Here is a 13,369-nt window from a genome sequence, read left to right on the forward strand (position 1 = left end):
AAACGAGCGTGGAACAAAAATCACTTTGGATTTTTGCTCCACGCTCAAAAACTGATAAACGGCGGGAACAGAACCAACTCCTTCGGAAATAAGCCGAAATTCTCCAAAAATCAAAGATCAATTTTCGGAAATTTCTTCTTATTTCTCGGAGCTAAACGGTTCTGTCCCGACCTCGTCTAATGCATTAATTGGCTGTGGCAGAGCCAACTGGTGTACCAGCTGTAACCACGCCAGTTTTCTCTAACGAAAATTGTGCTACTTTATCCATGTTGGTAATAATGACAACCATTTCAGTTCCTTTACCAGCTGCTTTAATTGCTTCTAAATCAGCAATTGCGACCACCGTATCTGCAGTCACTTGGTCGCCTTCTTTCACTTTAATAGTGAACGGTGCCCCGTTTAACTCTACCGTATCGATACCCATGTGTAATAAAATTTCAAGACCGTTTGTCATTTTTAAACCAATAGCATGTTTTGTTTGGAAAACGCTTAAAACTTCTCCTTCAATAGGTGCATAAATTTCACCATTTTCTGGAACTACTGCATAGCCATCTCCCATCATTTTTTGTGAAAAAACAGGATCATTCACTTCACTAATTGGGATAACGGTTCCATTGGCAACGGCATACATTGTATTATTTTCGACAACTTCATTCTTTTTCTTCAAAAATCCAAACATTTCTCTTCCCCCATTTTTTAAAGTATCACTAGTATAGAAAAAAGTTTCATGAATTACAAGTGGCACCTTTGTATAATTCTAAAATTTATTTTAAAATAAGAATTTGCATTGGCATTTACTTTGTCAGCGGGTATACTTATACTTGATGTATTTTGCATTTATTTCAGAAAGGAATGGTGACATGCTTTTTGCTAACCTATGGAAAGCAATTATTCTTGGTATTATCGAAGGAATTACCGAGTGGCTTCCAATTAGTAGTACCGGACATTTAATTTTAGTGGATGAGTTTATTAAACTCGATCTAAGTAAAGATTTTATGGAAATGTTCAACGTCGTTATCCAATTGGGAGCGATTATGGCGGTTGTTATTTTATACTTCCACAAATTGAATCCTTTCTCACCAAAGAAAAATGGCGAAGAGAAAAAAGATACTTGGATTCTTTGGTCTAAAGTCTTAGTCGCTTGTTTACCAGCGGCAGTTATTGGTCTAAAATTTGATGATTATTTAGATGCACATTTTTATAACTTTTTAACAGTATCGATTATGTTAATTGTTTATGGGATTGCTTTTATTATCATTGAAAAACGAAATAAAAATGTTGCACCGAAGTGTACTAATCTAAAAGACTTCACTTATAAAGCCGCTTTAATCGTTGGTGCTTTCCAAGTACTGGCATTAATTCCAGGAACTTCACGTTCAGGAGCGACCATTTTAGGGGCAATCTTAATTGGGGCCTCACGTTTTGTTGCAACAGAGTTTTCATTTTTCTTAGGAATTCCAGTAATGTTTGGAGCAAGTTTTTTAAAAATCTTTAAATTCTTGGCCAAAGGAAATACGTTTGGGTCAGAAGAAATCATTATTTTATTAACTGGCTCTATTGTTGCCTTCGTTGTTTCCATCATTGCGATTAAATTCTTATTGAATTACTTGAAGAAAAACGATTTTACAGTTTTCGGTTGGTATCGTGTAATTTTAGGTGCGATTTTAATTGGCTACTGGTTATTCTCATAAAAATAAAACCGTTGCTTTCAACAGTGAAAGCAACGGTTTTATTTTTTTAAATCGCCAAACGTTATTCGCTCAATCCCCTGTTCTTCAAACCACTGACGAACACGAGGATCACAAATCGTTGCTAATTCTTTGCAGCGTAAAGTGGTATAAGAAGAATTGTCTAACACAAATTGATCCAAATACCCAACATCAAAATGCATCTCAGCAATTGCCGATTCCGGCATCCGTAATAAACCAAAGTCATCTTTTAAAAAATTCTCCACTGATACGCCTTCGTGAATATAAGATAACGCCCCAGACTCTAACAAATGTGTCACCTGGAAATAACCTTGTTGCGGTGGATATTCTTTTTCCCCACTATATTTCAGGGTTGTATGAAGTCCGTACTCTTCTGCTAATTCTAAAAATACTTGATCAACCACTTCATCCCCAATCGAATGGCAATCAAAATGTTGTGGATAATGTCCAGTTAGTTCCTTAAAGCGCGTCAATTGCGCAATCGTTTCAAGTCGTACTTCTTCATATACGAAGGTTACTTGCTTTTGTTGACGATAATAAGAAGAGCGATGAAAATTGCCTTGTTCATCTACCAGTGAAGGAATCATACATGGGTCCGCACAAGGTTTCCCTAACAAAAAATTCGTATGCTGACCTACAAATAAGCCTGGATAATTTTTTGCTAACGCAACGGCGTGTTCTGCTGTTGGTAAATTGGGCATCAAAAGTGTCGACGTTGTTAAACCATCGACATAACTTTTGATAATGCCATGATTAATCGCTTCTGACATCCCAAAATCATCAGCATCAACAATTACTTTAACCAACAGCTCCCCCTCTTTTCTTTACGTATTTTTAATGACAATTCCGACAATAATATTAACAGCTGATTCACAATCATTAATTGTGCGCTCAAGCTGATCGTAAACATCTTTCCACTTGATAACTTTTAATAAATCTTTTTCGTTAGTCATCAAATCTTTCATGGCGCTACTGTATAATTTATCGCCTTGAGATTCAATCGTATTCACTTCATCAATCAATGAAACTAACGTTTTAGAATTCTTAAATTTTGCAAATTCCTTCGTTGCTGATTTAACGCCTTCTGTCGCTTTAACAATATAAGCAGTTAATTCTAGCGCGGGCGTAATCATTTCTTCGACAACTAAATGATCAAGTAAATAAGACAAACTATTAATGCTATCGATAATGTTATCTAAGTGATCCGTAATATCGACAATATCTTCTCGATCAATCGGCGTAATAAAGGAAATATAGAGTTCATTTAAAATTTTGCGAACAATTTCATCATTCTCTTTTTCCAATTGATGAATCACTTCTGATTTTTTTACTAAGTTTTCTAATGAATAATTGTCTACAATTTCTTGCAAAACCTTTGCCGCTTCATAAGCATTTGTTGCTAACTGGTTTAATTCTCCAAAATAATCAAATTGTTTTTTACGTGCCATGTTTTTCTCTCCTTAAAAAATTGCAATAAATAATTTTGACATCACATAAGCGATCAGCCCACATCCTGGGAAAGTTAAAATCCATGCTATCAGCATTTCTTTCACAATACGCCAGTCAACACTTGAGATTCGCTTAGAAGCACCTACTCCCATAATCGCTGTCGTTTTTGTATGAGTAGTTGAAACTGGAATCCCAAAAGCCGATGCTAAAAATAAACAAATAGCCGTGCTTAAATCTGCAGTGAAGCCTTGATAGCGTTCAAGTTTTACCATATCCATCCCGACTGATTTAATGATTCTCATGCCGCCCACAGAAGTTCCAATGCCCATTGTAATGGAACACAGAACCATAACCCATAACGGAATCACAAAACCGCCACCTGTTTTTTCGACTAAATTATTATAAAAAAGCACTAACATGAACACTCCCATAAATTTTTGCCCATCTTGCGCACCATGTAAAAAAGCATTAGCTCCTGCACCAAAGGCTTGCCCTACTGTAAAAAATTTGTTGGCTTTTCTTCTAGGCACAGCCGAGAAAGCTTTCACAACAAGTTTGGCAATCAAATAACCGCCGCCAAAGCCCATAACGGTAGAAACAACTAGACCAACAAGCACTTTGATCCATTCCGAGCCATTGACTGCACCCAAACCACCTAATGCCATAGCCGAACCAGTCAAACCGGCAATTAACGCATGGCTTTCACTCGTGGGAATACCAAAATACCACGCAGCAACTGCCCAAACCACAATTGAAAAAAGCGAAGCAGCCAAAGCCACCTGTGAAGCGTTTCCATTTGCGTCAAAACTAACAATGTTGCTAATCGTTTCAGCTACTTGGGCATTAAAAAAGGTCATGACTAATGCACCTAAAAAGTTCATCACAACAGCCATCCAAATTGCGACATTCGGTTTTAACACCCGAGTCGAGACAGCGGTTGCAATTGCGTTCGGCGCATCCGTCCAACCGTTAACAAAAATTACACCCATTACCAAAGTAATCGTTACCAATAATGCAATACTCACAAAGGCACCACCATTTTTCATTTATCTATTTTATCATAGCATGTTTTAAAAAAAATGTATGCTTTTTTCTTAAGGCTCTGGCAAATTTTCTTATTTTTTTCTTGAAATTGTCTGTTAAGGAAAAAAACTTGTCGTCTTTTATTGCAATGGAACAATGGATTAGGTATAATGATTACTGTTGAATTACATTGGCTGACCAGTGTAAAACCTAAATCATCGGAGGTGAAACAAATGCCAAATATCGAATCTGCAATCAAACGCGTACGTACAAGTGCTAACGCGAATGCGAAAAATTCATCTCAAACAAACGCAATGCGTACAGCAATCAAGAAATTTGAAGAAGCTGTAGCTGCTGGAGCTGATAACGTCGATGCTTTATACAACGAAGCTGTTAAAGCTGTTGATATGGCTGCAACTAAAGGTTTAATCCATAAAAACAAAGCTAACCGCGATAAAATTCGTTTAAGCAAATTAGCTAAATAATGTGAGATAGAAGTTAGCATTCATGTTAGCTTCTTTTTTCATCAAAAAATGTCCAAGTCTGTTTTCACAAAGACTCGGACATTTTTTTATAAAGGTGAATCAATCCACGGTAAATCTGTTGTGAGATGTTGACTAAATAATTTAGTCTCTTCTCGCAAAGCTAAACGTTGTTGTCGTCTCGTTTCATAATTGGAACAAATCAACTTTTCTTCTGCAGTTTCTGGGACGACTGCCGCTAATTGGAAGTCACTTTCAGGATTCATATGAGACGGAATGGCTACAAAAGTTGTAAAACAAGTCGCCGCTAAATAACGCACTCCAGTTGTTAAATCTTCTCCTACAACTTTAACAAATACTTCCATCGATTTATGATGCACGCCAGAAACAAACGTTTCAACACACACTGAGTGATTTTCTTTTAAAGGTTTTAAAAAATTCAAGTTATCTAAAGATGCTGTAACTGCCCCTCTCCGACAATGTCGTGAAACGGAAATGGATGCGGCGTCATCAATTAAAGACATTAATTTCCCACCAAATAGTGCACCAAAGGGATTTAAATCAAAGGGAAATACACGATGTGTTTGAATCACTCGTGATTCTCGACAAAATTTTTCTTTCGTCATTAACGATTCCTCTACTTTCATTTATAAACTTTTCCACGCTTTACTTTAGCTTACTTTACCATTTGATGCAATCCTTACTTTTTAGGAAACATTTAAAAAATAACAAATTTGCAAGTCCCATTTATTCATTTTTAGGAAAGTTGCTGTATAATAATAACGGTTAAAGAACTTTTAAGGAGATGGATACACATGAAAATTGCAATTGCTGGTGCTGGCGCTATGGGCAGCCGTTTAGGAATTATGTTGCATCAAGGCGGAAATGATGTAACTTTAATCGATCAATGGCCCGCGCACATTGAAGCTATTCGTAAAAATGGTTTAATCGCTGATTTTAATGGAGAAGAAGTTGTCGCGAACCTACCAATCTTCTCACCAGAAGAAATTGACCATCAAAATGAACAAGTAGATTTAATTATCGCTTTAACTAAAGCACAACAATTAGATGCAATGTTTAAAGCGATTCAACCAATGATTACTGAAAAAACGTATGTACTATGTTTATTAAATGGCTTAGGTCATGAAGATGTACTAGAAAAATATGTGCCAAAAGAAAACATCTTGGTTGGCATTACCATGTGGACAGCTGGTTTAGAAGGACCGGGACGTGTTAAACTTTTAGGTGATGGCGAAATTGAATTAGAAAATATTGATCCTTCTGGTAAAAAATTTGCTTTAGAAGTCGTTGATGTCTTCCAACAAGCTGGTTTAAATCCAAGCTATAGTAGCAATGTTCGCTACTCTATTTGGCGGAAAGCCTGTGTCAATGGCACGCTAAACGGTTTGTGTACAATCCTTGATTGTAATATTGCCGAATTTGGCGCACTACCTGTTAGTGAATCCCTTGTTAAAACATTAATCAGTGAATTTGCAGCAGTCGCAGAAAAAGAAGCCATTTATTTAGATCAAGCAGAAGTCTATACACATATTGTTCAAACTTATGATCCAAATGGCATTGGCTTGCACTATCCGTCTATGTATCAAGATTTAATTAAAAATCATCGTCTCACAGAAATTGATTACATTAATGGTGCCGTTTGGCGCAAAGGACAAAAATACAACGTAGCAACACCTTTCTGTGCCATGTTGACACAGCTTGTTCACGGAAAAGAAGAACTATTAGGAGCTAAATAATAAGAAAGTGCCAGAGACAATCGTTGTATGACGATTGCCTCTGGCATTTTCTTATTTTGCTTGTGCAGTCAATTTTAAAATAAATAATTGGAATAGTAATTCTTTATCCATTTGGCCCGTTTTCATGCGGTAATCATTTTCAACTAATTCATCATAAAGTCTTTCTAATCGAGACAATTCAAATCGTCGGACTTGTTGTAACGCTAACTTGACTCGATAAGGATGAACCTTTAATGTATCAGCAATATTCGCTTGTTGATAGCCCATCTTAGCCAAAATTTTTGTTTGCAGAAAAAGGCGAATCTGATTCAATAAGATTGCATTTAACTTAATGGTTTCTTCTCCTTGTAAAAGTAAATCTTCATACAATTGAACAGCTTTTTCACTGTTTCCAGAAAGTACTTCGTTGGTTAAGTCAAAAACATTATGTTCCAAAGACTTAGGGACTAATTCTTGAACCGCACCTCGTGTAATTGTCTTCGTTTCAAGGGCATATAAATACAGCTTCTGTAATTCTCCCATAATTTTTGATAAGTTCAAGTCTGTCAATTGAAGTAATAAATCAAAAGCATCGGAGCGAATAGTGTACCCTTCGCTCTCAATTGTTTGAGAAATATACTGACGAACAGCCTTTTCATCCATTGGATTGACGTCAACTACTGTGGCATTTTTTTTCAATGCTTTGGTAATTTTTTTGCGTTCATCTAATTTTTCATAAGAGGCCATAAAAACAAGAACAGTTGTTGGTGATGGACTTTCCAAATAATTCAATAAAAGATTGACATCATGTTCCACACCGTTTGTTTTTCTTTCGGCAGTTAAAAAGTAAGGATTTTCCACAAAGACAAGGCGATAATCACCAAAAAACGGAATTGTTTCCGCTTCAGCAATCGCTGCACTTAAAGGTGTTTCCTCCATATCAAATGAGAAAAAGTTAAATTGATCATCCTCTTCCGTCAACAATTCTTTCATCAATGTTGTTTTAAATAATTCAGTTAAATAAAGTTCTGTTCCTATTAATAAATACACTGGAGCGATTTTTTGCTCTCGCACTTCTTTCAAAGTTTTTTGTAACTCCATTGGCTCGCTCCTTTTCTCGTTTCTCTTGTTTATCCTATCATGTTACTTCTGGAAATACTAGTCTTGTTCTTTAACAAATTTGGCTTTAGAAAGCCCTTGCCAGGGTAACCATTGATAATAAATCATTCCTTGAAGATCGGTCCGATAATAATTTATTTTTTGCTCCTCCAGCGTCGCTAATGTCTCCTGATGAGGATGTTTAAAACGATTATTCAGTCCAGCTGAAATCAATGCTTCTCGCGGATTAAGCTGTTTGATAAATCTTTTAGTAGACGACGTTTTACTACCATGATGACCGACTTTCAAGATGTCGATTTTCAACTGGGGATAGCGAGCCAACACTTGTTCTTCTCCTTCGGCTTCCAAGTCACCAGTAAATAAAAAATGCCGTCCGCCTAATTGTGTGGAAAACACTATCGAGTCATTATTGCCCCCAATACTGCTCTTATTTGGTGATAAAATTTGAAAAGAAACGGGCCCATTAATTCGCTTGGGCGCTAAAATTGGCCGACAGTCTGTCCCGCTTTTTTGGAGTTGTTTCAAGACTTGGCGAAACGAAAAATTGGCTTCAGCTGCTCCTTTAGGAAAATAAAGAACAGAAATTGGAACCTTCTGCGCAATGGCTAATAAATCGCCAAAATGGTCTTCATGTGCGTGTGTGATGATCACTTCATCTAAACGTTTGACCCCTTGACTTTTGAGAAAAGGAATCACTGAATATTCCGCTCCTGATCGACTATTTTTCCGTTGCCGCCAAGCTTCTTTGTCAAAAGACAACCGACCACCTGTATCGATTAGTGTATTTTTTCTGTGAAAAGGCGCTTGGATAAACAAACTATCCCCTTGGCCTACATCGATCATTGCAACAATGCCAATTGGCGAAAGGTATTTACTATTTATCAAAACAATTAGTAGTCCGATTGAGAAAAAAATTTTTTTAGACTTGTCTGCTAAATAAATCATTGAAAGTCCGATTAGTAATAACAAACTAATTTGTATCCAAGAATTTAAATAGCCGATGGTCAGCTTCGGATTTAAGTGAACTAGCACCCACTCAAATAAGCCATTCATTGTTAAAAATAGTGGTTCGAGCAAGGCTGCTAAATAACGTGCTGGCATAATAATCACTAGAAAAAAGCTCAACGTCAAAAGCGGTAACAAGAACCGTTCAAAAATTGGTAACAAGAGAAATGTTAAGAAACTTCCTAACAAGGGCCATTCATAAAATGATTGGACTAAAATAGGTAAGGAAGCCACAGCCAATAGGAAAGAGCCTAAACAATTTTTAATGAAAGGCGAAGAATAACCAACCAATGTTTGCTCTAAAAACAGCAGAACAAAGGAAAGTAAATAACTAAATTGACCGCCGACTGAAAAAAAAAGGGTTGGCTGAACAATCAAGTGCACTAAGAGAGTTAAACTCCAACAATCGAGGGCCGGTACCTGCCAATTAAACCGTCGATTGAACGTATTGAGGTTTGTTTGTAAAAGCGCCCGCATGACACTGACTGAGAATCCTGTTAAACCAGCATATATCAGTGAAAAACCGCATTGCCACAAAAAATAACTTTCTTGCGTTCGGCGAGCAATTCTTAGCATTAGCAAGCGAAATAAACGAAGGAAAAAAGAAACATGCATCCCTGACAAACTAAAAAGATGCAAAATGCCTAATGCTGAAAATTTATCGCTTATTTCAGCAAATTCTTCATTACGAAAACCTAAGAGCAACGCATTCATGTACATTGCACTAGTATCAGCAAAATTTTTCTGAATATGTACCATCGCCCACTTCCGCCAGCCGCTAATGATTTCTTTAAACCGCCAAGAAAAAAAAGGACGCGGTTGTCCTATCTCCTCAATGAATAAAATAGCTTCGATTCCTTGATTCTTTAAAAATAGTTGATAATTGAAGCCATTTTTGTTGGTTTGACCTTGGGGCGAGTCTAAAATACCTACAGCGGTTGCCTGAATGGTTGTGGTTAGTTGTTGCCATTGCTGTTTTTCTTTCACACTTTTTAATTGATAAAATGCCATCACTTTCTGCCTTTTGCCTTTTACGATCCAATTGGCAGGAAATTTTACTTGATCACCATCGACTTGTATTTCATCTGGTAATATCGTTAGCTGTCCTGACAAGCGGACTTCTTTAGGCAACAAAGAGACTGGCTTTAACCACTGGAAAATCAATATGCCCCCTACTATTAAAAAACTGCACAAAAAACCTCCCAATATAACAGGAAAACTTTTTGTACAGACAATACGGATAACAGTGATAGAAAGAAGAAGAGCTCCTAATAGACTAGGTGCGAAAAAACACCACAGCCCACAACTAGTCAGCAGAGCTATGAAGAACCAATTATTCCTCAGCTGAGGAAGGATTGTCCTCAAGTGTGGCAAATTCTTCTCCCCATTGTAATTCGGCAAAATATTTTGGTACTAAAGTCACTTTTTCAACCGTGGCTCCTACTTGTTCAATTAAATTTAGGGCGTACTCATCATTACGGTAATCCTTTAAATAATAAATCTTTTTAATCCCTGCTTGTAAAATCATCTTTGTACATTGCAGACAAGGGAAATGTGTCACATAAATTTCTGCCCCTTCTGTAGGGACGCCAAACTTCGCACATTGTAAAATTGCATTCATTTCTGCGTGGATTGTTCGAACGCAATGATTATCAACAACATAGCATCCTTCATCAATACAATGCGTTCCGCCACTGACTGAACCATTGTAACCTCCTGCAATAATTCGTTTGTCGCGAACAATGGTTGCTCCGACAGTTAACCGTGTGCAAGTACTTCTTAATGATAATAAGACGCTTTGTCCCATAAAATATTGGTCCCATGGAATTCGTTCCATAATAAACCTCCTTTATTTTTAATGACTCCTGTTTTCGATTTGCCAAATCATTTAATCTTATTACAAATAGTATGTTATCCGCATCCCATAGTCAAGAATTCTCAGGAATTTTCTGTTAAAAGTTAGCCAGTCACTGTCAACATGTCTTTTAAACGTTCTACTGTTTTCTCTCCAATACCTGGAACATTTTTCAGTTCCTCGACGGTTTTAAACGGTCCTTGTTCGTCACGAAAACGAATAATCTCTTGTGCTTTTTTCGCACCGATTCCTGAAATCGTTTGTAGCTCTGCTTCTGTTGCCGTATTAAGGTTGATTTTTTCCTCCTGATTTTGCTGAGAAGGTGCTGATTCCTGCAGCGTTTTTAACGACTGTGCCACTGCTTCTCCTTTTTTGGGCACGTAAATAATCATTTGATCTTTTACTTTTTGAGCGTAATTGACCTGGGCAGTATCAGCTTCCTCGCTCACACCTCCAGCTAAAGCTAAAGCATCCCAAATCCGCTGCTGATTTTTTAGTTGATAGATTCCTGGTACTTTCACTGCGCCTTTAATATCAACATAGATCATTGTTTCTGCCCTTTCTTTTGTGGCATCTGTGGCGACCTCTGCCGTAGTGGTCAGACTTGTCTCCTCCCACATTGTGGTGTCTACTCGTGGCTCCTTATTAACCATCAAATAAATGCCCACTAATAGAGTTATCAAAATAACTATAGACGCGCCACTACCTAGCAATAGCCACTTTTTGGGTAACTGTTTCAACCAATCCATCGTTTGTCCTCCCTTCAAAATATAATTACGCATTTTTTAACAAAAAAATGCGCCTGGACCAAAAATCACTAGTAATTTTTGGTCCAGGCACACTTTTATTTTAATTTTTCTAGATAGTTCAAGGCATCTTGAACCGTTTTTACTGGGACAATTTTCATTTTTGTCCCAATTTTTTTCGCAGCTTCTTGTGCTTCTTGATAATTTGATTTGATTTTCGGTTCAACTTTTTTCATTTCTGAAGTTATTTCATCATCGGGTGCAAAGAAAATTTCTGCACCGTTCTCACTGGCAGTTACAACTTTTTTGTCAATACCACCGATTCTACCAACGATTCCTTGACTGTTCATCGTACCTGTTCCAGCAATTTCATGACCTTTACGTAAATCTTTATGACTTAATTGTTCATAGGTCTGCAAAGTAAACATTAACCCAGCCGATGGCCCACCAATATCACCCGCTTCAATAGATACTGGGATAGAAGAATCAATTTCTGTATGATCGGTCAAACCAATACCAATCCCCGCTTTTTTATCTGTTGGCAATTCAATTAATTTGCCGGTCGCTTCTTTTGCTTTGCCATCTTGAATAAATTGAACAGTGACTTTTTGATTCACTTTTTGTGCTTTAATGTAATTCATTAATTCTTCACTGCTTTTAAAAGATTTGCCATCCACGCCTGTCACGGTATCGCCAACTTCAATTTTTCCTTTAAAACTTGAGTTGTCTTCCATCGCTAACACATAGACGCCTTTAAATTTCATCTCATATGGAACCTTCGCTAATTTTAAGGCTTGCTCAATTGCGGCGTTTTTTGAGGAATCCATATAGTATTGTTGAATTCGATTATATTCGCTATTACTACTATCTCCCATTAATTCTTTTTTGGACATAACTTCTTGAAAATCCGAAAAGTTTGCTTTTATGGCAGAAAAAATAGTGGCCGAACGAATGCCCACCGTTGTTAAATAAAAAGCACCAGACTGCGTATCTTTTTTTCCATCAACAGTTACAAACTCTTTTAAATTTTCTGTCGTTCCTGGTCCTTCAATATAATAAGGAATTGGGACGATAAACAAACCAATTAGCAGCAATGCCAATACCATTGGAATGAGTGATTTAAACGAAAATTTTTCTGTTTTTTTATTCATTATTTTAGCTCCAGTCATTCTTCTTTTGTTTTAACGCATGATAAATATTGGGAGGAAGATAGTCAGACACATCGCCCCCAAAACGTAAAACTTCTTTTAGTAAACTGGAGCTTACATGTGCATATGGTTCTTCTGCTAATAGAAAAACCGTTTCAATTTCTGGCGCCAGATGTTGATTCATTTTAGCAATGTCTTTCTCGTACTCGTAGTCTTTGACGTTTCTAATGCCACGAATCAAAAAATTAGCCCCTAATGATTTTGCACTTTCCACAGTTAACTGGGTTTCTTGCATAATAACACGCACATTTGGCATTTCTTTAGTTGCTTCTTCAATTAAATATTTTTTCTCTTCTGGCGTAAATAATGTTTGCTTACTTGTATTTATAAAAACGCCAATAATGACTTCGTCAAATAACTTCGCACTGCGTTCAATCAAATTTAAATGACCATTTGTCATCGGATCAAAACTTCCGGGAAATAGAGCAATTTTACGCATCTTACGCCTCCTGACGATAAATCGTTACTTGAGTGATTCCGTAAACGGTTTCTCTTGTTTTTTCTAGTGTACCAATCGTTTCCGGTAATTTGACAGTTTTATCTGTTTCACAAACGATAACGGCTTCGTTTGTTAATAACTGCCGTTCTAACATCTTTTCTAATTGTGAAACAATTTCTTGTTTGGCATAGGGCGGATCCAATAAGACCAAATCAAATTGTAGCTTCTCTTCATAAAACTGTTCTAAGGCACGATTAGCATCCATTTTTCTAACTTCAAATTTTTCTGGTTCTTTTGTAATCGCAATATTTTCTTTAATTACTTTTAGTGCAGCAAAATTCTTTTCAATACAAATACTTTTGTCCATTCCACGAGAAACGGCTTCAATCGCTAACCCGCCACTTCCTGAATATAAATCCAGCGCCATTCCACCATCGAAATATGGACCAATCATATTAAAAATAGATTCTTTTACTTTATCTGTTGTAGGCCTAGTATTGTCGCCATCTAACGCTTTCAGGCGCCGGCCACCATATTCTCCAGAAATAACACGCATTGTTTCGACTCCTTTATCAATCATTCTTTTATAATTCATTAT

Annotated in this window: 15 protein-coding genes; 3 read left to right on the forward strand and 12 right to left on the reverse strand. The window is 36.9% G+C overall.

Annotated elements, in window-relative coordinates; translation table 11 throughout:
- Window positions 1–184: 184 nt before the first annotated feature.
- On the reverse strand, window positions 185–745 hold the full coding sequence (locus IGM04_RS09415) for a PTS sugar transporter subunit IIA (RefSeq protein ID WP_002380597.1): 561 nt from the start codon (window positions 743–745) through the stop codon (window positions 185–187).
- A 115-nt stretch (window positions 746–860) separates the two neighbouring features.
- On the opposite strand from IGM04_RS09415, the gene IGM04_RS09420 reads away from it, so the two are divergent.
- The gene (locus IGM04_RS09420; protein ID WP_002356708.1) at window positions 861–1,691 is read left to right on the forward strand and encodes an undecaprenyl-diphosphate phosphatase; all 831 of its coding nucleotides are present in this window, start codon (window positions 861–863) and stop codon (window positions 1,689–1,691) included.
- Window positions 1,692–1,729: 38 nt separating this feature from the next.
- Here IGM04_RS09420 and IGM04_RS09425 read toward each other — a convergent pair whose 3' ends face one another.
- Genes IGM04_RS09425 through IGM04_RS09435 form a run of 3 tightly spaced genes read right to left on the reverse strand, consistent with a single transcriptional unit; the run spans window position 1,730 to window position 4,204 of the window.
- Window positions 1,730–2,515: a ChbG/HpnK family deacetylase gene (locus IGM04_RS09425; protein ID WP_002378549.1), complete on the reverse strand. Its 786-nt coding sequence runs from the start codon at window positions 2,513–2,515 to the stop codon at window positions 1,730–1,732.
- A gap of 18 nt (window positions 2,516–2,533) precedes the next feature.
- Complete coding sequence (locus tag IGM04_RS09430; protein WP_002378551.1) at window positions 2,534–3,157, reverse strand: DUF47 domain-containing protein; 624 nt, start codon at window positions 3,155–3,157, stop codon at window positions 2,534–2,536.
- Window positions 3,158–3,169: 12 nt separating this feature from the next.
- The gene (locus IGM04_RS09435) at window positions 3,170–4,204 is read right to left on the reverse strand and encodes an inorganic phosphate transporter (protein ID WP_086318054.1); all 1,035 of its coding nucleotides are present in this window, start codon (window positions 4,202–4,204) and stop codon (window positions 3,170–3,172) included.
- Window positions 4,205–4,414: 210 nt separating this feature from the next.
- On the opposite strand from IGM04_RS09435, the gene rpsT reads away from it, so the two are divergent.
- Entirely contained in the window at window positions 4,415–4,666 is a 252-nt protein-coding gene (rpsT, locus tag IGM04_RS09440; protein WP_002356703.1) for a 30S ribosomal protein S20, read from the forward strand.
- A gap of 86 nt (window positions 4,667–4,752) precedes the next feature.
- Here the strand turns inward: rpsT and IGM04_RS09445 are convergent, their stop codons facing one another.
- A complete protein-coding gene (locus IGM04_RS09445) occupies window positions 4,753–5,310 on the reverse strand; it encodes an acyl-CoA thioesterase (protein WP_002391984.1) in 558 nt (185 codons plus the stop codon).
- 168 nt (window positions 5,311–5,478) lie between these two features.
- On the opposite strand from IGM04_RS09445, the gene IGM04_RS09450 reads away from it, so the two are divergent.
- A complete protein-coding gene (locus IGM04_RS09450) occupies window positions 5,479–6,420 on the forward strand; it encodes a 2-dehydropantoate 2-reductase (protein WP_086318053.1) in 942 nt (313 codons plus the stop codon).
- Window positions 6,421–6,471: 51 nt separating this feature from the next.
- On the opposite strand, the gene holA is transcribed toward IGM04_RS09450, so the two are convergent.
- The 7 genes from holA to rsmD form a co-directional block, all read right to left on the reverse strand.
- On the reverse strand, window positions 6,472–7,500 hold the full coding sequence (holA, locus tag IGM04_RS09455; RefSeq protein ID WP_086318052.1) for a DNA polymerase III subunit delta: 1,029 nt from the start codon (window positions 7,498–7,500) through the stop codon (window positions 6,472–6,474).
- Between the two features lie 57 nt (window positions 7,501–7,557).
- Complete coding sequence (locus IGM04_RS09460) at window positions 7,558–9,822, reverse strand: DNA internalization-related competence protein ComEC/Rec2 (protein WP_179189154.1); 2,265 nt, start codon at window positions 9,820–9,822, stop codon at window positions 7,558–7,560.
- Between the two features lie 34 nt (window positions 9,823–9,856).
- Window positions 9,857–10,360, reverse strand: a complete 504-nt coding sequence (locus IGM04_RS09465; RefSeq protein WP_002395327.1) for a ComE operon protein 2 — start codon at window positions 10,358–10,360, stop codon at window positions 9,857–9,859.
- 122 nt (window positions 10,361–10,482) lie between these two features.
- Window positions 10,483–11,160 (reverse strand): helix-hairpin-helix domain-containing protein, encoded by a 678-nt coding sequence (locus IGM04_RS09470; RefSeq protein WP_179189149.1) that lies wholly within the window; start codon window positions 11,158–11,160, stop codon window positions 10,483–10,485.
- Window positions 11,161–11,222: 62 nt separating this feature from the next.
- Window positions 11,223–12,293 carry a SepM family pheromone-processing serine protease gene (locus IGM04_RS09475; RefSeq protein WP_002382735.1) on the reverse strand — a complete coding sequence of 357 codons (1,071 nt, stop codon included), beginning with the start codon at window positions 12,291–12,293 and terminating at the stop codon, window positions 11,223–11,225.
- On the reverse strand, window positions 12,280–12,771 hold the full coding sequence (gene coaD, locus IGM04_RS09480; protein ID WP_002356693.1) for a pantetheine-phosphate adenylyltransferase: 492 nt from the start codon (window positions 12,769–12,771) through the stop codon (window positions 12,280–12,282). The genes IGM04_RS09475 and coaD overlap by 14 nt, the downstream gene beginning before the upstream one ends.
- A gap of 1 nt (window position 12,772) precedes the next feature.
- Window positions 12,773–13,366, reverse strand: coding sequence for a 16S rRNA (guanine(966)-N(2))-methyltransferase RsmD (gene rsmD, locus IGM04_RS09485; RefSeq protein ID WP_002414371.1), 594 nt, complete (start codon window positions 13,364–13,366; stop codon window positions 12,773–12,775).
- Between the last annotated feature and the right edge of the window lie 3 nt (window positions 13,367–13,369).

Origin of the sequence: Enterococcus sp. DIV2385 (assembly GCF_051711925.1) — a bacterium.
GTDB classification, from domain to species: domain Bacteria; phylum Bacillota; class Bacilli; order Lactobacillales; family Enterococcaceae; genus Enterococcus; species Enterococcus faecalis.

Excerpts from the sequence above, each read along its gene's own strand:
- IGM04_RS09420 (WP_002356708.1), top strand. The coding sequence starts at position 861 with ATGCTTTTTGCTAACCTATGGAAAGCAATTATTCTTGGTATTATCGAA.
- IGM04_RS09430 (WP_002378551.1), bottom strand. The coding sequence starts at position 3,157 with ATGGCACGTAAAAAACAATTTGATTATTTTGGAGAATTAAACCAGTTA.
- IGM04_RS09435 (WP_086318054.1), bottom strand. The coding sequence starts at position 4,204 with ATGAAAAATGGTGGTGCCTTTGTGAGTATTGCATTATTGGTAACGATT.
- rpsT (WP_002356703.1), top strand. The coding sequence starts at position 4,415 with ATGCCAAATATCGAATCTGCAATCAAACGCGTACGTACAAGTGCTAAC.
- IGM04_RS09445 (WP_002391984.1), bottom strand. The coding sequence starts at position 5,310 with ATGAAAGTAGAGGAATCGTTAATGACGAAAGAAAAATTTTGTCGAGAA.
- IGM04_RS09450 (WP_086318053.1), top strand. The coding sequence starts at position 5,479 with ATGAAAATTGCAATTGCTGGTGCTGGCGCTATGGGCAGCCGTTTAGGA.
- holA (WP_086318052.1), bottom strand. The coding sequence starts at position 7,500 with ATGGAGTTACAAAAAACTTTGAAAGAAGTGCGAGAGCAAAAAATCGCT.
- IGM04_RS09465 (WP_002395327.1), bottom strand. The coding sequence starts at position 10,360 with ATGGAACGAATTCCATGGGACCAATATTTTATGGGACAAAGCGTCTTA.
- IGM04_RS09470 (WP_179189149.1), bottom strand. The coding sequence starts at position 11,160 with ATGCGTAATTATATTTTGAAGGGAGGACAAACGATGGATTGGTTGAAA.
- IGM04_RS09475 (WP_002382735.1), bottom strand. The coding sequence starts at position 12,293 with ATGACTGGAGCTAAAATAATGAATAAAAAAACAGAAAAATTTTCGTTT.
- coaD (WP_002356693.1), bottom strand. The coding sequence starts at position 12,771 with ATGCGTAAAATTGCTCTATTTCCCGGAAGTTTTGATCCGATGACAAAT.
- rsmD (WP_002414371.1), bottom strand. The coding sequence starts at position 13,366 with ATGAATTATAAAAGAATGATTGATAAAGGAGTCGAAACAATGCGTGTT.